Genomic DNA, 25,277 nt, shown 5'->3' on the forward strand with positions numbered 1-25,277 from the left:
GGTCATACGCTGTAATTACGTCACTGTGACACCGACCCGTTTTCCAGCCGGGCAGCGAACCGCCCGGAAGACCCTTGCCTACGGAGACGTGCTGTGCGGCAACCTATTTCGAGATCAAGACACCGAGACGATCGGGTGCGGGCGGTCCGGCTGGAGTGGCCGGGCGAACACTGGCCCAAAACCGACCGACTCTCCTATCCTTGAGGGGTTGCCGGTGCATACCAACCTCGGAAGAGCCGGACGGATCCCATCCGCGTGATTACTGTCCGGAGGCCAGGAGACTAGTGTCAGCTCGGATCACAGCGCTGCGGCTCGAAGCTTTCGAGCAGCTCCCCAAGCATGCGCGCCGATGCGTCTTCTGGGAGGTCGATCCCGCGACCCTGGGCAAGGACGACCACCTCGCCGACCCGGAGTTCGAAAAAGAGGCGTGGCTGTCGATGGTCATGCTGGAGTGGGGCTCGTGCGGCCAGGTCGCGACGATGATCCCGGATGAACGGAGTCAGGCCGAACCGCCCTGTCTGGGCTATGTCCTCTACGCGCCGCCCCGCGCGGTGCCCCGGGCACATCGGTTTCCCACCGCGCCTGTCTCCGCGGACGCGGTGCTGCTGACGTCGATGGGTATCGAGCGCGGCCAGGCGGATGACGACCTGCCGCACAACCTGATCGCTCGGGTGATCGACGAGTTGGTGCGCCGTGGCGTGCGGGCGCTCGAAGCGTTCGGCCGCACCCAGGCGGCGACCGAGTTGCAACAACCGGTGGACGCCGACATTCAGCCTGTGGTGGAAGCACTCGGAGACTGTTCTGTCGAGCACTGCATCATCGACGCGGACTTCTTACTTGATGTCGGCTTTCTGGTGGTGGCACCGCACGTGTACTTCCCACGGCTGCGCCTCGAGTTGGACAAGGGCTTGGGCTGGAAGGCCGAAGTCGAGGCCGCTTTGGAGCGCCTGCTGGAGAATGCTCAGCTGCAACAGCCGGTAGGTGCGGCATCCGCCGGGGGAGTGCCGGCGGGCAATGCGCGCAGCGCCGACGAACTCGCCAAAGAACTCGCCACAAAACTCAGTAAAGAAATCTAGGTGCCGCTGATCCGGCTGGCTCGCTCCACCGACAGCTCGTGTGCCAGCAGTTCGGCGAAAGTGAAAGTGCCCGTGGGCCGGTCGTTCTTGCCCAGCAAGTAGAGTCGCTTCACCGCGGCCAGGATGCCCTCGGCGATCGCGTCGCGCGCCTGAGCCGACACCAGCATCTCGCGGTCCCGGGGGTTGCTGATGTAACCGACGTCGACCTGGACGGTGGGCATCCTGGTGAGCCGCAACAGATCCCACGTGCGGCCATGAACCCGGCAATCGCGTAATCCGGTACGTGCCACCACTTCTCGCTGGATGAAGTCGGCCAGGTTGCGGCCGATGGTGGACACCGAGCCGTGTGAGTTGCCGAAGTGGAACGAGGCCACACCGTTGGCCGACGGGCTGGTCTGGGTTTCGCAGCGCAAGCTGATCATCAGGTCCGCACCAACGGAATTGGCCGTGGCGGCACGTTCGGCGTCGGAGGGACCGCGGTTGGTCGGCCGGGACAGGAATGTCTCCATCCCGATGGCAGTCATCCGCCCCTCAAGCCGACTCGCCAAGTCCCACAACATGTCTGACTCGCTGATCGGGCCGGCGGGGCCTTGGGTGATCAGACCGTGGTCGCTGCCGCCGCGGCCCGGATCGATGATGATCCGCTTGCCGGAAAGTTTCGGCCCGGAGCTGCGCACCAGCTCTTCCTCGCGAATGGCGTGCGGTGAACCGCCGCTGACGCGCGAACTGAGAAAATACAAGGACCGCAACGTTTCTGGGCCGCAGATGCCGTCCGCGGACAGGCCGTACTCGCGCTGGTAGGACATCAACGCGTTGTGGGTCTGCAGTCCGAAATGGCCGTCGACCAACCCGGTGTAGAAGCCGAGATCCTGTAGGCGCGCCTGCAATGTCGCGACGTCGTCACCATAGAGCGGGGCGCCGAACTGGTGATACAACGTGCGGGCACCAAGCCGGTAGGAGGCTTCTTTCAACGCACGGTAGGTGGCCTCGCCGACGATGCCATCCACCAACAGGCCGCGATGCTGCTGAAAAGCACGCACCGCGTAGTCGAGTTGCTCGTCGAATACCTCGAGCGCGACGTGCCGACCGGTCGTCAGGTCTTCGTCGGGGTTGTCAAGCATTCCCAGCGCGGCCAGCGCCGCGCGGATATCGGTGACAGCGGCACCGCGGTCCCCACAGCGCAGCGCGTCGCCGTCTTCGCGGCGCGGACTCGGCATACCAAGGGCCCTCCGGGACTATTGACATCGCATGCAAACGCAGCGCAGTTAACCGGTATTGTCTCAGATCCTCGCCAATATCGGGAAAACCGCAGGCCAATCGGGGACTCGTTTCGGCAACGAGATGGCGCCGTGAAGGTCGCCGCCGTCCGGCTCAGCCGAGGGTGGGCACCGCGTCGGAAAGCTCGCGCAGCAGGGCCGCCTTGCCTTTGGCGCCGACGATCCGCTTCACCGGCTGACCGTCCTTGAACAGGATCAGCGTGGGGATGGAAACCACCTGGAAGTCCCGTGCCGTCTCCGGGTTGGCGTCCACGTCCAGCTTGGCGACGGTGAGGTCTGCGGAGCGTTCGGCGGCAATCTCTTCCAGCACCGGCGCCACCATCTTGCACGGCCCGCACCAGGTGGCCCAAAAGTCAACCAGCACAGGCTTGTTGCTGGACAACACGTCGGTGCGGAAGGAGGCGTCGGATACCTCGATGGTGGCGGTCTGGTCGGTCATCGCTGTGCTCCAATCAGGGTGTCGGTGGTGTCGGTGTGTCCGGTCGTTTCCTGTTCGGCGAGCCAGCGTTCGGCGTCGATGGCGGCGGCGCATCCGCTGCCCGCGGCCGTGACGGCCTGCCGGTAGGTGCGGTCCACCAGGTCGCCGGCGGCGAACACCCCGTCCAGCGTGGTGCTGGTGGTGCGTCCCTTCACCAGTACGTAGCCGTCCGGATCGAGATCGACAGCGCCACGGACCAGGCCCGAGCGCGGTTCGTGGCCGATCGCGACGAACACCCCGGTCACCGGCAGGATCGTTTCGTCACCGGTGATGTTGTCGCGCAACCGCAGGCCGGTGACCGTACCGTCTCCGTCCACCCCGAGCACGGACTTGTTGGTGAGGATCCGGATCTTCTCGTTGTCCTGCGCCCGCCGGAGCATGATCTTGGAAGCCCGGAACTCTTCGCGCCGGTGTACCAGAGTGACGCTGCGCGCGAATCGAGTCAGGAAGGTGGCCTCCTCCATCGCGGAGTCCCCGCCGCCGATGACGGCGATGTCCTGGTCGCGGAAGAAGAACCCGTCACAGGTGGCACACGAGCTGACGCCGCGGCCCAGCAACTCCTGTTCCCCCGGCACCTGCAGGTAGCGTGCGGCGGCGCCCATCGCCAGGATGACGGCGCGGGCCCGGAAGGTCTCGCCTTCGGCGGTCACGACGGTCTTGACCGGCCCTTCCAGCGACACCGACTCGACGTCTTCCATGCGCAGGTCGGCACCGAACCGCAAGGCCTGTTCCCGCATCTGGTCCATCAACTCCGGTCCGGTGATCCCGTCCCGGAAACCTGGGTAGTTCTCCACCTCGGTCGTGGTCATCAGCGCGCCGCCGAAGGCGGTTCCCTCGAAAACCAGCGGTTTGAGCTGAGCGCGGGCGGTGTAGAGCGCCGCGGTGTACCCGGCGGGACCGGATCCGACGATGATCACGTCGTGGATGGTGTCTTGGGCGGCGGAAGCAGTCATGCGAGCCTTTCGGAAACTGAGCCTGATCTCAAAGCATACGAACGCCAGCGTAGGCACTGCTGTTCCCGAGAGCGACGCACCACACTGTGCGGCGGCTCAGCGCGGGATCGCGGTGCTGGCCAGCAGCCCGGTGTCGGCGGCGCTGCAGTTCAGCGCGACCGCGTAGGCGATTACGGTGTCGGGGGTATCGCCGGGCATCACCAAAACCACCCCGGGGCGGGCGTTGACGTCGACGGGTTGCGCGCCGAGCACCTGAACCGATGCCGGATAGCCGAGGCCGGCGAGGCAGGAGGCCCGCTGCGCCACGCTTAGTGGGCCGAAGTCGGGTGGACGCTGCAGCAACGCGAGGATCTCTGGATCCGACAGCGGGATAACCGGGACCGGGGTGGATACCGTGATGTGGTCGACGGTGGTCGGCGCACCGGGTGTCGAGGCCGGCTGGCTGATCAGGGCCGCGGTTCCGACGCCGATCGCCGCGAGCACCGCGCACACGCCGACGACACCGGCAACGACTCGGGCCGGCCGCAGCGGGGGGCGAGACGCGTGCGCCGCGCGGGAAGGTTCGGCCGACACTTCCCCAGATGCCGCACCGGCGGCCGCGAGGTCGCCGCGCACCTGGTGCAACGCCTGCAGCGTCGCGGCCGCCTGCGGGTCGGCACGGATTTGGTTGCGAACACGGGCGGCCGTGTCGTCGTCAAGCAGCCCCGCCTGTAGGTCGGCCAGGACCTCGACCGTCAGCGGCGGATCGGTCTCGTGCTCGGCTGAACTCATCGGGCCTAGTGTCCGTCATGTTGGTTGTCACGGTGCCGGCGGCATCCAGGTAACCCAGCAGCCGCGCCAACCGCACCCGGGCCCGGGCGCAGCGGCTCTTGACCGTTCCCTCGGGCACGTCCAGCAGCGCCGCGGTCTCGGCGATCGAATAGCCATGCATGTCGACGGCCACGACCGCAGCCCGTTGCTCGACGGAAAGGCACATCAACGCCCGATGCACCACGATCGTCGTCTCGACGTCGGTGCTGTGATCGGCGACCGGATGAATGTCCTCGAGCGGCACCGTCGGCCGGCATTTGTTGTGCCGCAACCGGTCCAGGCAGGCATTGAGCACGATGCGGTGCAGCCAGGTGCTCACGGCGGCGTCGTGCCGGAATGAGCCGGCGTTGCGATGCGCGGAGAGCATCCCGTCCTGCAGCGCGTCATCGGCGTCTTCGCTGGACGTGCTGGTGAGGCGGGTGAGCCGGTACAGCTGGCGGTGATGGCGACGGAACAGCTCGGCGAATGCGTCCCGGTCGCCGGCCACGTGGGCGGCGAGCAGATCAGCGTCGCTTCGTTGGCACGGGTTGGCTCCCCAGAACCTCACCGCCGGACCGTAACCAATCGGTGCGGGGCCGGCACTTCACCCGCCCCCAGCGTCAGGAGGCGGCTTGAACCGTGAGTTCGGAGATGTCGGCCTCACTCTTGCCATCGGTGGTGCCCAACGTGGAGATCCACACCAGCAGGTTCGATGTCGGCGACGACGCGTTGACTTGAATGGTGTTGGGCCCGGGCTTGAGGGTGGCTGAGGTCAGCAAGTTGGTGTCTTCCAGCTTCGACGGATTCGCCGTGCTCGACGAGCGGATCTCGACCTTGGTACCAGTGCTGGAGACGTTGAGCGTGACCACCCCGACCGATGTCGGCCGCGGCAGTTGCAACAGCAAGCCAACGCCGCTCTTGAAGCCGGGGAACGGCACCGAGTCGGAGTAGGTGTCGGTATGCCAGGAGGTGCCCGGATTGCCGTCGATGGCTTGGTCGGCCTCGCCGGGATTGTCGGCGTCACCGCCCGGGGAGAAGACCGCCACCTTGGTGGGCTTGACGACGGTGCCCGACGGGACCGGACTGCCCGGGGATTCCGACGCCGCCGCCGACGACGACGGGTTGTTCAGCCCGAGCTGGTCTCCCTTGATGCCGCTGCCGACATCCCCGAATATCCTGCTGACCACCGAGGCGAGCACCAGCAGCGCGATCAGGAGGACCGCAGCACCCGCACCGACGCCGATCAAGATGTTGCGGCGCCGGCGCGAATAGGCCTCGCCGTCGCGGGCGGCGGCTCGGCGCGGCGCCGCAGGGGCGGGCGGCTCGGCGATCGGGCCCAGCACCTCGGTACGGTCGGCCACCGCGGTGGCCTGCTGCAGGAGGTTCAAAAGCGTTGAGGCGCTGCGGATTCCGCCATCCTCCTGCACCGAGCGAACGGCCACCGCGGAAATCTGGAACGGGATGTCGCGGTCGACCACGGTCGGCTCGATCGGTTGACCGTTCGCGTCGCGATCAGCGGGCGCCAGCCCACTGCGCACGCCGGACTCCGGCAGCGGCCACCGGTTGACCAACAGCGCATACAGCGAAGCGCCGATTCCCCGAATGTCGTCCTCGGGGTTTGCGTCGGGCATGGTCGCCGGGTAGGCCAGCACTACGTCGCCGTCGATGCTGACTCGAACCCGGCTGGGATGGTCGATCGACAGGGCCACGCCCGCACGGTGAGCGGCGTCTGCGGCCGCGGCCAGCGATTGCATCGCCCGGATGGCGCCCACCGGCGACGGCGAGGTGTCAGCCACTTCCTGCAGTGAGCCGCCGCGGATCCATTCGGCGACCACCAAACCCCCGGACCCGGTGTGCACCACGTCCAGTACCCGGGCGATACCGGGTTTGTCGATCCGGCTCAAGCGCAGGGTGCGCGACAGGATTTCCTGCAGTACCTCCTCGGGGAGCACTCCCTCGGGGTCGACGAACACGAGCGCCACCTGCCGGTCCAGCGCGGTGTCCATGGCTTGCCAGAAGTGCAGCGGCGGGGTGCCCCCGTGCGAGATGAGCAGGCGGTAGCGACCGTTGGCGATGCGCGCACCGGGCACCAGGCTATGGTCGTCGGCCGGCGGTTCGGGGCTGCGTTCGCGCGGAGCGTCGAACGGCAGCGGACCCCGGGGTTCGGGGGAGAGATCGCCGTTGCGCTGGTTCCGCGCGCGGGTGGGCACCCGCTCGACCGGAATGTCGGGCTGGAAGTCGTCGGCGCGCGGTGGTTCGTCGCCCGTCTTCGATTCGGGGAAGGCACGGGGCACGGCGCTATCGGAGGAGCGGTCGGTCACCCCCAGTCCTTTCGCTAACCCGGCCCTGGTTACCGGAGGTTTACGCCGGAACGGTTCCTGTCCCGCTTCCTGGGCCACTTCCTGGGCCATACTGCCCCCCGGCAGGGACGGTTTTCTTTGCTCAGGGTACGTGACCGAATGTCTCCCAGACGAGACAGTGGCTTTGGCCGGCGCTGGTTGCGTGCGTGTCGCACCGCCATATCCCATGCGCCGCCGGACGGCGGCGAGCGCCGCCTCTGCGTCCGGGACCCCCGCGGCGAGCAGCACCGCGACCAGGATCGGCACCATGATGATCGAAAGCGCGATCAGCCGCAATAGCGAACCCATGCCGCCGTGCGCGGTCCACCCGTCCAGCCCCAGTAGCCGGTCGGCGACATGGGCGACCAGGCCGGCCAACAGGGACGCCGAGATCGTCACCAAGATGGTGCGGATTTCGCCCAGGCCGATCAACCCGCCGCCCCTGGGCCGCAAGCTGCGGCGCAGCAGGATGTGCCCGACGGCCGCCCCGGCCAAAAATCCGAGCCCGTTGGCTGTACCCAGGTACCCGGCTACCAATTGCTTGTTGCTGGTGAGATGCGGGGCGGCCAGGGACGCCGCGATCTTGACCGCGGTGATCACGATGATGATGATGATCGGCGTCCAAGGCTGCTCGCGCGCGTAGAACACCCGCAACTGCAGCAGCACCAAGGCGTACGGGATCAGGGTGAACGCCGAGAGGGCGATTGCGGCGCCCAAATATCCGGCGTCGACTCGGCCGAAATGGCCGTAAGCGAACAGAGCGCTGCCGATAGCGGGACCACCGACGGTCATGAATGCCACCGCTGGGATCAGCGTGATCATGGTCAGGCGGGTGGCCAGCGACAGGTCGGCCAGTACCGCTGGAATGTCGTCGGCGGCGGCGTTGCGGCTCAGCCGCGGCATCACCACAGTCAGGACCGTCACGCCGATCATGCCGAACGGCAGCATCAGCACCAGCCAGGTGTAGTTGTAGATCGCCGGGCCGGATGCGGCGGCCGTGCTGGCGATCTGGTTGCCGACCACCAGACCGAGCTGACTGATCAGCACGTAAAGGACCATCGCGGCGGCCATCGTGCCGAACCTCTTAAGCCGGTCGTCGAGTCCCCACAGCGGTCGCAGGCTGATCCGTTGGCGCCCGATCGCGACCAGCAACACCAAGGTCTGGGCAACTACCCCCAGGGTGGTGCCGATGCCCAGCACCAGCAGCTTGGGATTGCCCATCTGGACGGGGTCCAGCGACAGTTCACCGGGGACCGCGAGGTATACCCCCAGAGTCGCGATCGCGACGATGTTGTTGACGACGGGCGCCCAGGCGGGCGGCCCGAACACGTTGCGGGTATTCAGGATCGCCATGAACACCGAGGACAGCCCATACGCCAGCACCTGGGGCAACAACAGATACGCGAAGGCTGTGGTCAGTGGTTCGTTGACCTCCGGGTCCCGGCCGAGCATCAACCGCACCAGCAGGGGGGCGGCCAGCACCGACAGCGCGGTGGCCAGGATCAGCAGGGTGGTGGCCAGCGTGACCAGTCGGCGCACGAAGGCCGCACCGCCGTCGGGGTCGTCCTGCTCGGCGCGGGCCAGCACAGGCACGAAGATCGCGGTGAAGGTCGCTTCCAGTACCAGCGCCGCAACCAGATTCGGCAACTGGTTGGCCACCGAGAATGAACTGGACAGTGCCGCACCCAGGATCGCGGCCAGCAGCACAATGCGGGCGAAGCCGGTGAGCCGGCTGATCAAGGTGGCGAACGCCATGCCCCAAGACCGCGACACCAGGGCCGCGTCCGAAAGTTCCTCCTGGCGGGGCCGCTGTTGCGCAGGCCGCTGCTGGGACGCGGGTTGCCTCCGAGGGGGACTCTGCGGCCGGCCCTGCGGCGGTGCTTGCACCCGCCGTGGGGCGGATGTCATACGCGATGCTCTTCGTGGACGCGATGGTCGATCGGCTGGTGCTGCTCGACCAGGTGGGACCGGTGACCGGGCGGGGGGTCGGGACGATCGAGGTCGGCGCGGTCGGGCTGGCCGCGGAATCGGTGCCAGAGCCGGCGACCGGCCAGCGCGACAAGGACCGCCGCCGCCGTGAGGGTGATCGCGAACAGCACCTTGCCGTAGGCGTTGGAGTGCACCGAGAGTCGCACCGGGTCACCCAGGGACGTCCCGTCCGGGGTGCGCAGCCCGACGTCGATGGCGACCCGCTGGGTGAAGTTCACTTCGATCGGCACCCGCAGCGGCAGGTAGCCCGGCGGCAATTCGATCTCGCCGACATCGGTGACGGTCATTCCGGGCGGCGCGTTGACCTGCAGCCGCACCCGGATCGGAACGGCCAGGCCGTTGTGTAAGGCCAGCGGGAGTGGGCTGTGCTCGGTGGCCAAGGTGTAGGAGCCGCCGGGATTGACGATGGTCACGGAGCCGAAGAAATCGTCGATCGTGGTGCCGACCACCATGAGCCGTTGCTGGGCCAGTCCGCTGCGGGTGTCGGGCGGCACTGATTGGCTCAAGGCCCGCAGCATGTCCTCGCGCAGTGGTGCGGTGTACTGCGGCCCGGTCAGGCCGGTGCGCTCGTCGGTCATCAACGCCGACGTCAGCTTCCACAATCGCGCCACCTGCCCGGAGACCTGGCTGGTGACGTCATCGCCGAACCGGCCCCGCACCCCCGGATAGACGCCGGGCGGTTGCGGCGGTTCGGTGCGGGCCGCCGCGTCGGCGACCAACGCCGGAAGCGGACGGGGGACGGCCAACCCGGAACGGATGGCGGTGGCCAGCGTGGTCAGGATGGATTGCGCGTCGTCACCCTGCAGATTCCACGACGCCGGCGGAACCAGAATCTGGGTGCGCGGTGCCGCGTCAGGGGTCAGGCTGCGCCACAGCATGGCGCCCAGGGCGTCCTGGCGGCGTGCGGTAATCGAATCGTGGGTGAGCCGGATGGACAATGCCGGGTCAAGGTAGGTCGGCACGGTGGGGTTGGTCCCGGCGCCGGCCAGGGCGGCCCCGACGGCGGGATCGAAGGGCGCGGCTACCACCCGCGGTGCCATGCGCCGCGGCGCAATCTCAGCGCTGCTCGGGGTGCCGTCTTGGGCGGAGAAGTCGGCCGCGGCCACGGCGACCGTGCTGTCGTTGGCGTTGAGCAGGCTGACGGCGCGTCCGGTCAGTGGCCCGTCAGGCAGCAGGGCGGTGCCGCGTACGGAGGTGACGTCCAGAATGCGGTCGACGATGTCGCCGGTGCTGACCGTCGCGGTCGAGCTGAGGCCAGGGTCGTTGACGCGCTGTAAGGCATCCAGGTCCACCTGGGCGTACGGCAGCGGCACCACGCAGGTGCGATGGGCCAGCGCCCGCAGCCGGTTGAGCCACAGCGTCGCGGCGGACTGACCGGTGCCCGGATGGGTAGGAGTGCCCGGCAACTGGGCGGCGCCATCGCGCGAATTGGACACCGCATAACCCGCGGTCATCGCGTTGACCGTGACGAGGAGGTCGGGGTCGACGGCCAGGCACAATGCGCGGCCGACGGCGCCGTCGGGATCGACGTCGCGGCTGGTGGCGAGCTCGGCCGCGGACAGCAGCGTGTCCAGCCGGCCGCCGTTGGCCAGGGAGTTGGCCAGATCGTCGTCGACGAGGCGGACCGGAATGGTGCCGCCGGGAACCCCGGGAGCCAGCCTGGGCCGGTCGGCCAGCGGCCACAGCATGGTGATCCAGACGGGCTTGCTGGTTTCGGGCGCGACCGCCTGCTCGATCTCAGCGGCTTTGTCCGGCGGCACCCCTACTACCGGCAGCAGGAACCGCGCGTTGTCGAGCCGGGCGGGTGCGCCGTAGTCGGGGGTGCCGTTGACGTTGACCAGCAACGGATAGATGCCGGGCTGACTGATCGTCAGTGACGGCTTGGTCAGTGAGCGCAGCGGCGCGGACAAGATGAACCCGACCTGCTGTCCGCGCTGCAGTTCGGGGGCCACCGTCAGGAAATCGGCTGCGGCCTCGTACTGGTCGGTGCTGCCGTCGAGCGAGGTGCGCAGCCCGGTTGAGGTGGTGACCGCGGATGCGTGCTCCAGTCGGACCATGACGTCGCGGACCGGGCGGTCACCGATGTTGGTGACCATGCCGCTGACGGTGACGACGGGCTCGCTGGTGGTGGTGACCACGTCCGGGGTGACCTGGTCGATCCGCACCTGGACGAAGGGCGTCGCGGTGGGTTCACCCGCGCCCGCCAGGGGTGTGGTGGCCGGCGCGGTGAGCAGTACGCCGAACCCGGCGACGATGCCGATCACTGCGGCGAGACGCACCAACCTGGTCCATCGGTGTCTGCGCGCGATCACGGCCCCTGCCCGTGACCGTTCTTCTTGCCCGGTTCGGACTCGTCGGCGTGGCGGGTGCGGGAATGGGTCTGCGGTCGGCGCCGGGGTGCACTCGGCGGCAGCGGCGGCAGCGCCTGTTCGCCGTCGTTCTGCAGCTTGTCAATCAGTTCGTCGGCGACTTCGGCCAAGCGGCGTTCGTCGGCGTAGGCGAGGCGGGACGGCAGTTCCCGGATCGGCACCCAGGCCACCTCGGCGACCTCGAGGTCCTCGTCGCACAGCTCTCCGCCCAGAAACCGCATTAGATAGTGGTGCACGGTCTTGTGCACCCGTCGGCCATCGGTGACGAACCAGTAGTCGATGCGTCCCAGCGCGGCCAGCACGCTGCCCCGGATCCCCGTCTCTTCAGCGACTTCGCGAATGGCCGTTTGCTCGGCGGTTTCACCCATCTCGATGTGGCCCTTGGGCAGCGACCACAGCATCCTGCCACGCCGGTCGATGCGTCCGATGAGGGCGGCCACCTGCGATTCGCGAGGGCCGTCGATACCGTCTATCACCAGGCCGCCGGCGGAGGTCTCGTGGACGGTGCGCATCCGGTCGGTGCCGCGGCGAGGCCGGGTGCGGCGTTGGGCCGCTGTGGCCGGGGTGGGTGCTGTGTCCTCCGCGGGCTGGCCGTTCGTGTTTTTGTCGGCTGACCGCGTACCGCCACCACGGCCGCGACGCCGTCCGCGGCGTCGACGTGGTTTGGCCTGTTCGCCCTCCGACACCCAAGCGATATTAGCTGGCACGGGCCGGTCTTCCGGATGCACTCGCCGTTGGCGTGCACCTTTGATCACTTCCGTCGCCACTGTCGCATATGCCACAGCAGCCTCTGGATCTGGCGGCGCTATTTTTGCCCGGCTTGCCGCGACAGCGCTCGGGACGGTGGGGCGTTGCTGGACGCCGCGTGGGCTTAGTCACCATCGGAGTCACCATCGAAGTCCGACTAGGGTAAGTCCACGTGGCCGAACCCCTCCTGGACGCCGAGCTGCTGACCGCCGCGGCGGTGGCGTTGCAGCCGTACTCGCCTGTGCTGAGTCAGCTGGGCGCGGCGTTCGCGGCTGCCGGTCACGAGTTGTACCTGGTCGGGGGGTCGGTGCGGGATGCGGTGCTGGGCCGGTTGAGCCCGGACCTGGATTTCACCACCTCCGCGCACCCGGAGCAGGTGCAGAAGATTGTGCGGCCGTTCGCCACTGCGCTGTGGGACACCGGCATCGAGTTCGGAACCATTGGTCTCGCCATTGCCGACGGCGCGCGGGAGCACCGGCTGGAGATCACCACCTTCCGCGCCGACACCTACGACCAAGTGTCGCGCAATCCCGACGTGCGGTTCGGCGAGCGCCTCGAGGACGATCTGGTGCGCCGTGACTTCACCGTCAACGCGATGGCCGTGCGCATCACCGCCAGCGGGCTCGGCGAATTCCTCGACCCGCTCGACGGGCTGGTGGCGCTGCGCGCCCGGGTGCTCGACACCCCGTCGTCCCCGCAGGCGTCCTTCGGCGACGACCCGTTACGGATGCTGCGCGCCGCGCGGTTTGTCTCTCAACTCGGCTTCACCGTGGCGCCGCGGGTGCGCACTGCGATCGAGGAGATGGCCCCGCAGCTGGAGCGGATCAGTGTCGAGCGGGTGGCCGCCGAGCTGGACAAGTTGTTGCTGGGCAAGGACCCGGTGGCCGGCATCGACCTGCTGGTGCAGACCGGGATGGGCGAAGTGGTGCTGCCCGAGGTCGGCGGCATGCAGATGGCCATCGACGAGCATCACCAGCACAAGGACGTATACCAGCATTCACTGACCGTGCTGCGTCAGGCCATCGACCTGGAGGACGATGGCCCCGATCTCGTATTGCGTTGGGCCGCACTGCTACACGACATCGGCAAACCCAATACTCGCCGGCACGAACCGAACGGCGGGGTGAGTTTTCACCACCACGAGGTGGTGGGCGCCAAGATGGTCCGCAAGCGGATGCGGGCGTTGAAGTATTCCAAGCAGATGGTCGATGACGTCTCGCACCTGGTGTATCTGCATCTGCGTTTCCACGGCTACGGCGAGGGCAAGTGGACCGATTCGGCGGTGCGTCGCTACGTCACGGACGCCGGGCCGTTGTTGCCGCAGCTGCACAAGCTGGTCCGCGCGGATTGCACCACCCGCAACAAGCGTCGGGCAGCACGATTGCAGGCCAGTTACGACCGGTTGGAGGCGCGGATCGCCGAACTTGCCGCGCAGGAGGATCTGGCCCGTGTCCGCCCCGATCTGGACGGCAACGAGATCATGCGGCTGCTCGGCATCCCGGCCGGCCCACAGGTGGGGGAGGCGTGGCGATTCCTCAAGGAGCTTCGGCTGGAGCGCGGGCCGCTGCCGGCCGACGAGGCCACCGCTGAACTGTTGGCTTGGTGGAATTCGCGGGGAGACGGTTCGGACTAGTGCGACTGGTCCGAACCGTGCCATCCCACGCTGGGCGCTGACGCCTGTCGGCAGGGCGTGATCGCGGGAACCCGGGGCCTGACCGACGCGTCCAAGCAGGCATGGAGTACTGCTTGGCCGGAGATGACGGCAACGCGTCGATCTGGACCCGCCCGCCCGATCTCGACCTCGACGGCGACGGGAGCCTCGACGCGATCGGCCTCGACCTGGACGGTGACGGGATGCGTGACGACGCCCTTGCCGATCTCGACGGTGACGGGTTCGCCGATCATGCGGTGTTGGACCTCGACAACGACGGGTCTCCCGAGAGCTATTTCGTTGACGAGGGAGCAGGGACGTGGGCGGTGGCCGTCGATCGGGCTGGACAGGTGAGATGGTTCGGGCTGGACGGAGTCGAACACAGCGGCGGGCCGCTGGTGGACTTCGACGGTGGAGGTCGCCCGGATGACCGACTCTTCGACGCCAACGGTGACGGTTTGGCGGACCGGGTGCTGTGCAGCGGTCCCGGAGGAATGACGGGATACGTCGACACCGATGGCGACGGCCGCTGGAATATCCGGCTGACCGACAGCGATGGGGATGGCGCCGCAGACGGCGCAAGCACCCTATGAATTCAATTGCTCTACTAAGCACAGCTAACTGACAACGACCATTCCGCGGATCGCTGAAAATCGTAAACGGGACTGTTCGTACAACTTCTGAGTTTGACAGGCAGTCAGTTCTGGTGTGCACTAAACAGCCTGCTTGACCCCCTGTGCAGCCTCGGCACCGACTGAAGTGACAGCTCGTCGGCCCTGGTCTAGCTTTACCCAGACCCTGGCTCGCACAGCGTGCTTAATTGAGGAGAAGTAAATATGGCAAACGCGACAGTTGTTACACCGGAGCTGCTGCGCAGTACCCAGCAGCGGATAGAGACCCGTCTACAGGAGGCGGCGACGATCGCCAATCAGTACTTGAGCGGCCACGAGAACATCATCAGCGCGACCGGATGGGCAGGCGATGCCGGCTCCACGTCACTGAATACCGCGGGCCAGATTCATCACGATTTGCAGCAGATCATGACGGGCGGTCACCGGCTGGCCAGCGGCCTCGGTCGCGCGGCGGTCCTCATGGAAAACCACGAAGCTGACGCAGCGCACAACCTCAATGGCGTCTTCGGCGGGGGAGCGCAAGCGGTCTGATCGCATCGCCAACCCCTCCGTAATCGATGACCTCACCACCTAAGGAAACAACTCCATGACAGATCACATCGTCTACAACCACGGCGCCGTCGTCGGCTTCGCCGGCGAGGTCGGAGCACAGGCCGCGCAATTGATGGAAATCCACGCCGACGTCCTGCACCTCACCCAGGGGCTCGGGGACTTCTTTCAGGGCCATGGCGCCACTGCGTTCTTCGACGCGCAACAGCAGATGCTGCACGGCCTCGAAGACATGATTCAAACCGTGAGCCGGCATGCTCACACCGTGCACAGCGTGGACGAGATGGCCCAGGCGACCGACGCACAGATGGGTGCCTTGTTCACCTAGTCATTCACCTGGCCATGTCATTCACCTAACCATTTCGATCGGACCGTAGGGCGCATGCATAGCGTGCGCCCTCGGCCCGCTTATGAAGGACATCGTGTTAACTACCACCGTCGACGGCCTGTGGGCACTGCAAGTGCTCACAGGCATCGAAACCGTCGCACCTGAACTTGGTTTGCGGCCCCACCTGCCCAGTGTGGAGCCCAAACAACTGGTGTGGGCGCACCCCGTCGCTGCCGAACTACGCGACGTCGGGGTCCTCGACGAATCCGGCGAAGTGGACCGGACCGTGGTGGAGTGGTTGACCGTGCTGTCGCGTCGCGACGTCGCGCTATTCGTCCAGATCCGTACCCCCGAGGATGACGAACCTGCCCGCGTGTTGATTGCCCGATTCGCTCAGTGGTGGGTCGCCATCGAGCGATCCGCCGATCTGGTCCGCCTCAGCGGGGTGGGCACCGCAACCACCGAGGCATCCGCCAGCTCAATGATTTACGCGGAGATCGAGCGGTTGTGCGGTCAGAACGCAGCGGCACCGTTGCGGCCGGTCACTCTGGACTCGGACGCGCTGCGCGCGACAGCCGATCACCAAGCGTTGCAGGAATTCCTGGCTGGACAGCATCTCGAAGCCGATCAGTTGCGGACACTGGCGCTGGCCGCGGACCGCCACCGGTCCGCCCAAGCGTCCATTGTTGCCATCCAGTGCGGGGTGGCCTCCGGCCGAGCGCATCGGATGCACATCGAGGCAAGCGCAGTCACGATCATCGATAGCCCGGCGGGACGGTTGGTCGCTGAGGACATCCATTCCGCCGGAAAGAAATGGATGATCATCGCGCCGGGCACGCAGGGCAACATAGCCGCGGCGATCAGTCACCTGGTGCGGCGCCTGCCGGCCGATCAGGAATGGTATTCGTACCGAAAAGTCGTGTAGTCGAGAGGAATCCTTCAAGTGTTAGCAATCACGCCGTGACGCAATCGGTTTCGGACACCTTACGTATCTCCGACATGGTGGCACCCCGCAAGGTCCCACCTGGGTCGGGTTGGCGAAAGTTCCTCTACAACATCTCTTTTGGCGCGGCGAACCTAGGCGAGTCACCGGCCGAGCGACACTACCGGGAATTGCAGGAACGGATCCGCCGACACATCCGCAAGCAGTATGTCATCGGGGTGATCTCGGGAAAGGGCGGCGTCGGCAAGACGACCATGACAGCCTGCATCGGTGGTGTCTTCCGTGAATGCCGGCCCGAGAATGTCGTTGCCATCGACGCGGCACCTGGATTCGGTACTTTGGCCGGACGAATCGACGAGTCCCCGCCCGGGGACTACTCGGCCGTCCTGAACGACACCGACGTCCAGGGCTACGCCGATATTCGGGAACACCTGGGGCAGAACAGCATTGGACTTGACGTGCTGGCCGGCAATCGGGCGTCGGACCAACCGCGGCCGTTGGTTCCATCGATGTTCACCGGCGTGTTGTCCCGGCTGCGCCGCACCCACACGGTCATCGTGGTGGACACCTCCGACGACCTCGAGCACCCAGTGATGAAAGCGGTGCTCGACGCTTGCGACGCTTTGGTTTTCGTCTCCGGTTTGACCGCGGACACCTCGTTACCGGTGACGCGCGCGATCGATCTGTTGCGCTCGATGGGCTTTCACGAGTTGGTCTCGCGCAGCACAGTCATCCTCAACGACAGCCGCAATAAGTACGATCCCGAGGCCCGCGCCTATCTCACTGAGCGGTTCCGTCAATCCGGCGCGACTGTCGAATTCATGCCGTACGACCCGTATCTCGCCAAGGGCGGGATAATCGATACCCGCCACGAACTGAAGAAGAAGACACGACTGCGGTTGTTCGAAGTCACTGCGGCGTTGGCGGACAAATACATTCCGGATGCCGACAGGCCGCGTTAATGGCTCATGTCTCGTTTCCCGCGCGTTGCGCGGTGGCGGTCGTCTGCGGTGAACACCTTCTCTCGCAAGTCTATCCGGCCGCCGTGCCGATCGAGGTCTTCATCGACAACGTCGTCGAACTGCTCAATGACGAGCTCAAGCGGCGCGGCCTGGGTGGGTTGGAACCCGGTGTCGGATACGAACTGCAGAAGGCCAACGGTGTGCGCCTGGACGTCACCCGAACCCTCGACGAACTGGGCGTGGAAGACGGCGCCACGTTGACCTTGGTGCCCGCGGCGGACGGCGAGTCATTCGAACCGCAATACGAATCCTTGTCCACTGGACTGGCGCGGGTCGGCAAGAAACTCTTCGAGCCGGTGACGGTGCAGACTGCCGCACATACCGCCCTGGTCATCGTGGCCATGGTGACGATGACAATCGTCGGATTGACTATCCGGCAACGGGTGTCGTCCGATGCGCTGATGCCCAGCATCATCAGCGGAACTGCCGGGCTGCTGGCCGGGGGTGGTGCATTTGTGGTGTTGCGGTGGTGGCGGCATCGTGCGGATCTGCTGGATGCGCTCGGCTGGCTGGTCGTCCCGCTACTAGCGGTGAGTCTGGCGGGCGGGGCACCCGGGCCGCTGGGATCGGCCCACCTGTTCATTTCCGCACTGGCGATCGCGGTGTTGGCTTGCGCCGTCACAGCGGTGACGCAGCGTCACCTCGATATCGCCGCCACGGTCGTTACCCTCTGCGGCCTGGGTGGCGCGGTTGCTGCGACACGGATGTGGTCGCCGGTTCCTGCCCAGTGGCTCGGTATGGGCACCCTGGTGGCGCTGCTGCTGGTGTTGACCTTCGCGCCGACGGTCGCGCTGTGGGTTGCCGCGATCCGTCCGCCGTACTTCGGCTCCATCACCGGACGAGACCTGTTCCGCCGCAGCGACGGCCTGCCGGTGGATGCGGTCTCGCCGGTCACCGATGCAGCGGGGGGCGCCGAAGACGACGCCAATCCGGACACCACCCCGCGAGGGTCGCAGATCGCCGCCGCGGCGATAAGAGCCAATAGCGTACTGACCGGAATCTGCGTGGGCGCCGCGGTCACCTTGCCGGCGGCGGTGTGGGCAACGCTCATGCCAGGGCGTGAGCGAGGCACGGCCACTGCGGTCCTCGCCAGCTTGTTCGTGTTGATCTTCATCAGCCGCGGCCGAGCCTTCGCCGACAAGCGGCAAGCCGTTGCGCTGGTATGCGGAGCCGCGGCCGCCACCTGCGTCGGCATTGTCAAATATATTGTCCAGCAGCCACACTCAGCCCCAGAGGCATTGGCATCGGCGGCCGTGTTGTTGGTCGCCTTTGCGGCTGGCGGGCTCTTGGCCGCACTAGTCGTGCCGGTCACCAGGTTCACCCCGCTGGTCCGTATGGCGGCCGAATGGCTGGAGATACTGGCCATTATCGTCGCCTTGCCGCTGGCTGCGTGGATCGGCGGATTGTTCACCTGGGTGCGGATGCGATGACGCGAAGGACAGGTGTCACCCGGCGGATCAGCGCGCTTGCGGCCGCGGTCGTTGTGGGCGTTCTCTCCACGAACCCAGTGGCAGCCCAGGCGATTCCACCGCCAGCGATCGATCCGGGTCGCGTGCCGGCGGACGGCAAGCCCGCGCCGGAGCAACCAATGCGGCAAAGCAATATGTGTGCCCGCACGATCACTGTGGCCGATCCCAACGTGTCGGTCACCGCGCCGGGCTTCACAATGCTCAGCATCGGCAAGGCCTGGCAGTACTCCACCGGCAACGGAGTGCCGGTCGCGATCATCGACACCGGCATCAATCCCAACCCGAGGCTGCGGGTAGTCGCCGGCGGTGACTACATCATGGGCGGCGACGGGCTGATGGACTGCGACGCACACGGCACCGTCGTCGCGTCGGTGATCGGTGCCGCGCCGCAGGGTGGCCCAATGCCCGCCCCGATGCCCAGCACGCCAGCGTTTCCGCCGCCCAGCGGACCGCAGGCGGTCGATGCTGCGCCGCCCCCACCTGCCGGGCCACCGCCACCCGTCGCACCGCCACCGCCGCCCACCCCTGTCACCGTGACCGAGACGAAACCGGTGCCGCCTCCGCCCGCCCCGCCGCCCGACGAACCATCCAATGCGCCTGGGGATCCCGGCACCGGAGCGAGCGATGTCCCCGAAGTACCGGCTCCGCCGCCGGGTGCACCCGACGGGGTGGTGGGTGTCGCACCGCATGCGGTGATCATGTCCATCCGGCAGTCGTCGCGGGCCTATGAACCGGTCAACCCCGGGCCCGGCGACATGGAAGTGCGCAAGAAGGCCGGGTCGATCTCGACCCTCGCCAGCGCGATCGTGCATGCGGCCAATATGGGCGCCAAGGTCATCAACATCAGTGTCACTTCGTGCGTGCCAGCCGCCGATCCACTGGACCAAGCTGCCATCGGCGCCGCCGTCTGGTACGCGGCCACAGTCAAGGACGCGGTGATCGTCGCCGCCGCGGGGAATGACAGCGAAGACGGATGTGCGCAGAACCCGTCATTCGACCCACTGGATGCAGCCGATCCGCGGGACTGGCATCAAGTGAAAACCGTCTCCTCACCGTCGTGGTTCTCTGACTACGTCTTGTCGGTCGGGGCGGTGGACAACACCGGAGCCGCGATCAGCAAGAGTCTCGCTGGGCCGTGGGTCGCAGCCGCGGCGCCGGGCGTCGGCATCATAGGACTATCGCCTCAAACCGGGGGACCGGTGAACGCCTACCCGCCGATCCGAGCGGGCGAGAAGAACATGCCGATCTGGGGTACTAGCTTCTCGGCGGCCTACGTCAGCGGGGTTGCCGCACTGGTGCGGGCGAAGTATCCGACGCTGTCAGCGCACCAGATCATCAACCGAATCCTGCAGACCGCTCACAATCCACCGCGCGGAGTCGACAACCAGGTCGGTTACGGGGTGGTGGATCCGGTCGCCGCGTTGACCTTCGACGTGCCGCTAGGTGAGCGCCTCCCACCACCGGCACACAGCAGGATCGTCACCCCGGCCGCACCGCCGTCACCACCGGATCACCGGGCCCGCGATGTTGCACTGATCTTCGCTGGGGTTGTCGCAGCTGCGGTCGCCGCGGCCTGGCTGATCGCTCGGGTACGGCGGCAACGATGACGATCAACACCAAATTGGCAATCATCGGTGGCATCCTCGCCGTGACCACGGCGGGCCTGGCAGTCGGCGGATATGTCGGCGCCGCAGCAGGTTTGCTGCTCGGCCTCGCCGCCGGTGTCGTTCCGTGGGGCCGCCACACGATGTGGTCCTGGTTCCTGCTGTGGTCTCGGCGCAACCGCCCAATCCAGTGGACGCAACCCCGGACGGTTGCCAACGACCGGGCCGGCGGGGGAGTGCGATTCCAGGACGGGGTCGCCGTGGCTGCCGTGCAGCTGCTCGGAAAGACACACGTACCGACCATCTTCACGGGTTCGACGTGCGCCGAAACCGAAAACGTCTTGAATATCGACGATTTGCGGCCATTGTTGAGACAGAGCCTCGAGCTGAAGCTCGATTCGATCAGCGTGGTCTGTGCGGGGGCCCGGCGCCGGAGCACGGGCGACTACGCGCGGGTCTACGACACGTTGATCGGCACACCGCCCTACGCCGGCCAGCGTGAAGCCTGGCTGATCCTGCGTCTCTCGGTGCTGGAAAACGTAGACGCGCTGCGCTGCCGTAGCTCGGTCGGGACCGCAATGCTCGCGGCCGCGCAGCGGGTCAGTGCGGCGCTGCGTCAGCAGGGGATCCGTGCGAAGGTGGCGACCGCGAGCGACATCGTCGAACTCGAACGCAGGCTGGGCCGATCAGCATTAGACGTGCAGAACCGTCGATGGAAATCGGTGCGGGGCGACGGCGGGTGGCTGACCAGTTACTGGTATCAGCCGCACGACGTCACCACCGAGAACCTCGCGCACGCCTGGACCCTGCGTTGTGACGGAATCACCCAGAACGTAACGCTTTTCGCAGACCAGAGCATGGCGGCCACCATGACAGTGTGTAGTGCACAGCCACCGACGGCACCACCGAGCACGATGTTGCAGACGCTGCCCGGTGAACAAGCACATGCCGTGGCCGCGAATCTGTGTGGTCCCCTGCCACCGCTGCGGCGCATCCAGCGTGGCCGGTTGGCCGGCCCGCTAGTCGTTCCGATAGGGCCATCCGGGGTGCTCCTGGGCAAGGTGGGCGCCGGCAATCGACTGTTGCTACCGCTGGATGATCCGGGCGAATCCAGCCGCGTCCACATCGCGGCGGACGAGCCTGTGGTCAAACGCATAGTGGTGCGACTGGCCGGTGCCGGTGCACGAATTACCATCCATACGCGCGACTTCGAGCGGTGGAGCAGCGTCAGGATGCCGGATATCGCGGTGACCGACCAGGCCAAGCCGATTGCGGGGACGACCGTCAGCATCGTGGATGGCAGCATCATTCCGGCGCCTCGACCGAATACGGTTGTCTCGGTGAGCGAATCGCAAACGCAGTATTCCGGCACCGCCAATGTCGTTATCGCCCAACGCGGCCCGGCGACCGTGGATGTGACGGCGGGTGGCAATACCCATCGAGTGGAGGTGGAATTGTTCCGGGCCGAGAACCGCTATGTGTCATCCGAACCGACGAGCCTGCGCAGCGCCGAACTCGCCTCGGTTGATTCGCCGTGACGAGCAGCACCACAACCTCGCTCGCCCGTAAGCGATTCGACCATGCGATGGCGTTGCTGGATAGCGATATCGAAGCCGCCGGCGCGAGGTTTCGGGAAGCGACCGAGATCGATCCGTCCATGGCAGATGCCTGGCTGGGGCGGATTGCGGCGGGTGACGAAGCGCTGACGACAGTGCAACAGCTCCACAGGTACGGGTCCCGCTTGCATCGGGAGACGAACCGACTCGGTGTGCACCTCTCAGCTCCCATCAAAGCCGGTCCGTACCTGTCAATTTCGGTTACCGAAGCATCTCATGCCGGCTTGGCGCTAGCCAGTGCGCTGACCGATGCCGGACAGTACGAGCAGGCCGAAAAGCTGCTGTCGGATCGGGCACTACTGGACACCTGGGAGAATCATCAATGGAAGCAATACATCGATGCCTACTTGATGTTCGTCACCCAACGATGGCCCGACGTGATAGCGGTAGCGGCGGCGATCCTGCCACCGCAGGCCATCATCATGTCGGCGGTGACGGCGGCGACATGCACCCTGGCTGCACACGCCGCGGCACATCTCGGTCAAGCGCGGGTTGCGCTGGACTGGACAGAGCGGGTCGCAACGCATGTGGCAGACGAATTCCCCTTGATTGCAGCCGATCTCGCTTACATCAGAGGGATGGCGTATCGCCAGCTGGGAGACGAGCATCAAGCGCAGGTGTGGTTGTCCAAGGCGACGATCAACGGCGCACTGGTGGAATCGGCGAAGCGGGCATTGGCCGATCCGACCCTGCAGCTGGTGGTGACCGACGAAGAGGTTATCGCGTCCCGAACCAACAAATGGGATGTGGCCACTGAGCGGTCCGCTCTAGAGCGCACTGAGGCCGAACATGAAGAGCGGCGTCGCCAACTTCTGCAGGAGGGACGCGCGCTGCTGGACAACCAAGTTGGGCTAGCCGAGGTAAAGCGGGCGGTGTCCGAACTCGAGGACCAGATCGAGGTGCGGGCGTTGCGTCTTGCTGCCGGGTTGCCGGTGGCCAATCAAACCAACCACATGCTGTTGGTAGGCCCGCCCGGTACCGGCAAGACGACGACGGCCGAAGCGCTGGGCAAGATCTACGCCGGGCTGGGCATCGTGCGCCACCCCGAGATCGTCGAAGTCAAGAGGGCAGATTTCTGCGGCGAACACATCGGCGCCTCGGGACCGAAAACCAATGATCTGATTGACCGTTCGCTGGGACGCATATTGTTCATGGACGAGTTCTACTCATTGGTGGAGCGACATCAAGACGGTCGGCCGGACATGATCGGCATGGAAGCTGTCAACCAACTGCTGGTTGCGCTGGAGGTGCATCGTTTCGACTTCTGTTTCATCGGCGCCGGGTATGAACGGGAAATCGACGAATTCCTCACGGTGAATCCGGGTTTGGCGGGCCGGTTCAATCGCAAGTTGCGCTTCGAGTCCTACAGCCCGGACGAGCTGGTGGAGATCGCTGTCCGCTACGGCAAGCCGCGCGCAACCATCATTGAGCCGGCGGCCGCTGAAGCGATGAAGTCAGCTTGCGAGGCACTGCGCGGTTACCGCGCGCCCGACGGCCAGCACGGCGTTGACGTCATGCACAACGGACGGTTCGCCCGCAATGTCGTGGAACGCGCTGAGCGGCTCCGGGATTCGCGGGTGGCCACGCAGCATCGAAGTGTCAAGGGTTCGGTCACCGTGGACGACCTACAGACACTGCTTGCCGACGATGTGCTGACCGCGGTGCACGATGCGTGCGCGGAAAAGCATGTGCCGGTGGCGCTTTGACCGCGCCAGCTACAGCTCGGTGACGAAAGCGCCATATCAGCTCAATGACGAAGGCGCCTCGCCGGCTACAGCTCGATGGCTAAAGCGCCGCGCAAGCTACACCTCGACGACGACCGCGCCGCCCTGGCCACCGCCGGCGCACATGGCTGCCACGCCAATCCCGCCGCCACGCCGGGCCAGTTCATAGGTCAGCGTGGTGACCATGCGAGCACCGGAGGCGGCGATCGGGTGGCCCAGGCTGCAGCCGCTGCCGGAGAAATTGACCTTCTCCTCGTCGATGCCGTACTCGCGGCATGCAGCGATAGGCACCGAAGCGAACGCCTCGTTGATCTCCCACAAAGCCACGTCCTCGACTGAGATACCGGCCCGCTGCAACACCTTGCCGATCACCTTGACCGCACCCAGCCCGCAGTCCCGCGGTGGGACGCCCGCAGCGGCCCAGGCGCGCACCTTGCCCATCACGTTCAGGTTGTTGGCGGCGGCGTAGTCGGCGTCGACCAGAGCTACCGCGGCGGCGGCGTCGTTGGTGCCGCTGCTGTTGCCGGCGGTGATGGAGAAGCCCTCGATCTCGGGGTGCAATACCTTCAGTCCGGCCAGTTTCTCCACTGTGGTGTCGCGGCGCGGGTGCTCGTCTACGGCGAACTCGGTCACTGAACCGTCGAACTGGGTGATCTTCAGCGGCAGGATTTCGTCGGCGAACTTGCCGGCGTCCTGGGCCGCGACGGCGCGCTGGTGCGAGCGCGCTGCCCAGGCGTCCATCTCTTCGCGGGTGATCCCGACCGACTGGGCGGTGTTCCATCCGACAGTGATCGACATGTCTTTGGCCGGCGCGTCCGGGGTCTCGACGTGGGTCGGCGGCATCCACCGCTCCTCGAACTTCAGTTCGGGCCCGGGGATGCGCCAGTTCGTCAGCGGCGTCATCGACAACGACTGCACGCCGCCGGCGATCAGCACTCGTTCCATGCCCGAGCCGATCTGAGCCGCGGCGTTGCCGATTGCGGTCAGGCTGCCCGCGCAGTGCCGGTTGACCGACTGGCCCGGCACATGCTCCAGGCCGGTGGCGGTCGCCGCATAGCGTGCCAAATCTCCACCGCCATAGTGGGATTCGGCGAAGATGATGTCGTCGATCTCGGCCGGGTCCACCCCGGAGCGGCGCACCACCTCGGGCAGCACCGCAGTAATGAGCATCTCCGGCGGGGTGTTGACGAGCGTCCCCTTGAACGAGCGGCCGATCGCAGTCCGGACAGCGCCGACGATCACGGGTGTGGCCATAGCAGAACCTCGAACTTCCTGTCGCGGGATCGACCGAATCGTACCAAGTACCGTATTTACAATAGTAGCCAGGTATGTAACGCCGGGTGGCCGGGCGAGCGATTCGGCCGACGTGCCTATTTCCCGACACCGGTCGGTACATGAAGAAACCCACCGGACTCGCGCACAAGCATCTGCCCCGCAGCGGTTAGCACCACGGAGCACCTCGCGTCATCCTGCGCACACCAAAATTGCTGTGCTGAAGGGTCTTTAACCTGTCAAGGCACACGACGTGGCCTCTTTCGAGTCAGTGCCGCACACGGAAGACGTCAACTCCGACGACCAGCTGTGCGCCCCCCGACTTGTCATACCCCCCTGTGATTATGGGGTTATGTCTTCGGGTGCGTCGGCGGTGGTGAGTCCTAAAGAGCGCTTGGCGGTGTTGTTTGAGGAGTTGGCGGAGTTGGCCGGTCAGCGCAACGCCATTGA

Annotated in this window: 21 protein-coding genes; 12 read left to right on the forward strand and 9 right to left on the reverse strand. The window is 66.3% G+C overall.

Translation table 11 applies throughout. From position 1 onward, the window contains the following. Positions 1-284 precede the first annotated feature (284 nt). Complete coding sequence (locus A5636_RS20675) at positions 285-1,076, forward strand: acetyltransferase (RefSeq protein WP_065160500.1); 792 nt, start codon at positions 285-287, stop codon at positions 1,074-1,076. Here the strand turns inward: A5636_RS20675 and A5636_RS20680 are convergent. The 8 genes from A5636_RS20680 to A5636_RS20715 all read right to left on the reverse strand — a co-directional run bounded on the left by A5636_RS20680 (position 1,073) and on the right by A5636_RS20715 (position 11,956). Further along, entirely contained in the window at positions 1,073-2,293 is a 1,221-nt protein-coding gene (locus A5636_RS20680; RefSeq protein ID WP_065160501.1) for an N-acetylmuramoyl-L-alanine amidase, read from the reverse strand. The genes A5636_RS20675 and A5636_RS20680 overlap by 4 nt on opposite strands. 154 nt (positions 2,294-2,447) lie before the next feature. Next, positions 2,448-2,792, reverse strand: a complete 345-nt coding sequence (trxA, locus tag A5636_RS20685; RefSeq protein ID WP_065160502.1) for a thioredoxin — start codon at positions 2,790-2,792, stop codon at positions 2,448-2,450. Beyond that, positions 2,789-3,784, reverse strand: a complete 996-nt coding sequence (gene trxB / locus A5636_RS20690; protein WP_065160503.1) for a thioredoxin-disulfide reductase — start codon at positions 3,782-3,784, stop codon at positions 2,789-2,791. Before trxB ends, trxA begins: the two co-directional genes overlap by 4 nt. Before the next feature lie 96 nt (positions 3,785-3,880). Beyond that, positions 3,881-4,555, reverse strand: coding sequence for a hypothetical protein (locus A5636_RS20695; protein WP_065160504.1), 675 nt, complete (start codon positions 4,553-4,555; stop codon positions 3,881-3,883). Next, complete coding sequence (sigM, locus tag A5636_RS20700; protein ID WP_081287908.1) at positions 4,479-5,141, reverse strand: RNA polymerase sigma factor SigM; 663 nt, start codon at positions 5,139-5,141, stop codon at positions 4,479-4,481. The genes A5636_RS20695 and sigM overlap by 77 nt, the downstream gene beginning before the upstream one ends. A 52-nt stretch (positions 5,142-5,193) precedes the next feature. Next, positions 5,194-8,820 (reverse strand): murein biosynthesis integral membrane protein MurJ, encoded by a 3,627-nt coding sequence (murJ, locus tag A5636_RS20705; RefSeq protein ID WP_065160505.1) that lies wholly within the window; start codon positions 8,818-8,820, stop codon positions 5,194-5,196. Further along, on the reverse strand, positions 8,817-11,213 hold the full coding sequence (locus tag A5636_RS20710) for a hypothetical protein (RefSeq protein WP_155763925.1): 2,397 nt from the start codon (positions 11,211-11,213) through the stop codon (positions 8,817-8,819). Before A5636_RS20710 ends, murJ begins: the two co-directional genes overlap by 4 nt. Next, positions 11,210-11,956, reverse strand: a complete 747-nt coding sequence (locus tag A5636_RS20715; protein ID WP_065160506.1) for an NUDIX hydrolase — start codon at positions 11,954-11,956, stop codon at positions 11,210-11,212. Before A5636_RS20715 ends, A5636_RS20710 begins: the two co-directional genes overlap by 4 nt. 233 nt (positions 11,957-12,189) lie before the next feature. On the opposite strand from A5636_RS20715, the gene A5636_RS20720 reads away from it, so the two are divergent. The 10 genes from A5636_RS20720 (at position 12,190) to eccA (ending at position 23,537) form a co-directional block, all read left to right on the forward strand. After that, positions 12,190-13,650: a CCA tRNA nucleotidyltransferase gene (locus A5636_RS20720; protein ID WP_065160507.1), complete on the forward strand. Its 1,461-nt coding sequence runs from the start codon at positions 12,190-12,192 to the stop codon at positions 13,648-13,650. Positions 13,651-13,751: 101 nt separating this feature from the next. Next, positions 13,752-14,261, forward strand: coding sequence for a pullulanase (locus tag A5636_RS20725; RefSeq protein ID WP_065160508.1), 510 nt, complete (start codon positions 13,752-13,754; stop codon positions 14,259-14,261). Positions 14,262-14,504: 243 nt separating this feature from the next. Next, positions 14,505-14,831 (forward strand): WXG100 family type VII secretion target, encoded by a 327-nt coding sequence (locus tag A5636_RS20730; RefSeq protein ID WP_065160509.1) that lies wholly within the window; start codon positions 14,505-14,507, stop codon positions 14,829-14,831. A 55-nt stretch (positions 14,832-14,886) separates the two neighbouring features. After that, positions 14,887-15,177 (forward strand): WXG100 family type VII secretion target, encoded by a 291-nt coding sequence (locus tag A5636_RS20735; RefSeq protein WP_065160510.1) that lies wholly within the window; start codon positions 14,887-14,889, stop codon positions 15,175-15,177. A gap of 94 nt (positions 15,178-15,271) precedes the next feature. After that, positions 15,272-16,102, forward strand: a complete 831-nt coding sequence (locus A5636_RS20740) for an ESX secretion-associated protein EspG (protein WP_065160520.1) — start codon at positions 15,272-15,274, stop codon at positions 16,100-16,102. After that, on the forward strand, positions 16,075-17,082 hold the full coding sequence (locus A5636_RS20745; RefSeq protein ID WP_065160511.1) for an AAA family ATPase: 1,008 nt from the start codon (positions 16,075-16,077) through the stop codon (positions 17,080-17,082). Before A5636_RS20740 ends, A5636_RS20745 begins: the two co-directional genes overlap by 28 nt. Next, positions 17,082-18,572 (forward strand): type VII secretion integral membrane protein EccD, encoded by a 1,491-nt coding sequence (eccD, locus tag A5636_RS20750; RefSeq protein ID WP_081287909.1) that lies wholly within the window; start codon positions 17,082-17,084, stop codon positions 18,570-18,572. The genes A5636_RS20745 and eccD overlap by 1 nt, the downstream gene beginning before the upstream one ends. Next, on the forward strand, positions 18,569-20,218 hold the full coding sequence (gene mycP / locus A5636_RS20755) for a type VII secretion-associated serine protease mycosin (RefSeq protein WP_065160512.1): 1,650 nt from the start codon (positions 18,569-18,571) through the stop codon (positions 20,216-20,218). Before eccD ends, mycP begins: the two co-directional genes overlap by 4 nt. Next, entirely contained in the window at positions 20,215-21,753 is a 1,539-nt protein-coding gene (gene eccE / locus A5636_RS20760; RefSeq protein WP_065160513.1) for a type VII secretion protein EccE, read from the forward strand. The genes mycP and eccE overlap by 4 nt, the downstream gene beginning before the upstream one ends. A gap of 47 nt (positions 21,754-21,800) precedes the next feature. Then, positions 21,801-23,537 carry a type VII secretion AAA-ATPase EccA gene (gene eccA, locus A5636_RS20765; RefSeq protein ID WP_081287912.1) on the forward strand — a complete coding sequence of 579 codons (1,737 nt, stop codon included), beginning with the start codon at positions 21,801-21,803 and terminating at the stop codon, positions 23,535-23,537. 96 nt (positions 23,538-23,633) lie between these two features. Here the strand turns inward: eccA and A5636_RS20770 are convergent, their stop codons facing one another. After that, a complete protein-coding gene (locus tag A5636_RS20770; protein ID WP_065160515.1) occupies positions 23,634-24,809 on the reverse strand; it encodes a thiolase family protein in 1,176 nt (391 codons plus the stop codon). A gap of 370 nt (positions 24,810-25,179) precedes the next feature. Here A5636_RS20770 and A5636_RS27935 point away from each other — a divergent pair. After that, a partial coding sequence (locus tag A5636_RS27935; RefSeq protein ID WP_253900657.1) for a hypothetical protein occupies positions 25,180-25,277 on the forward strand: 98 nt, incomplete at its 3' end.

Origin of the sequence: Mycobacterium asiaticum (assembly GCF_001673315.1) — a bacterium.
In the GTDB taxonomy this organism is placed as follows: Bacteria; Actinomycetota; Actinomycetes; order Mycobacteriales; family Mycobacteriaceae; genus Mycobacterium; species Mycobacterium asiaticum_B.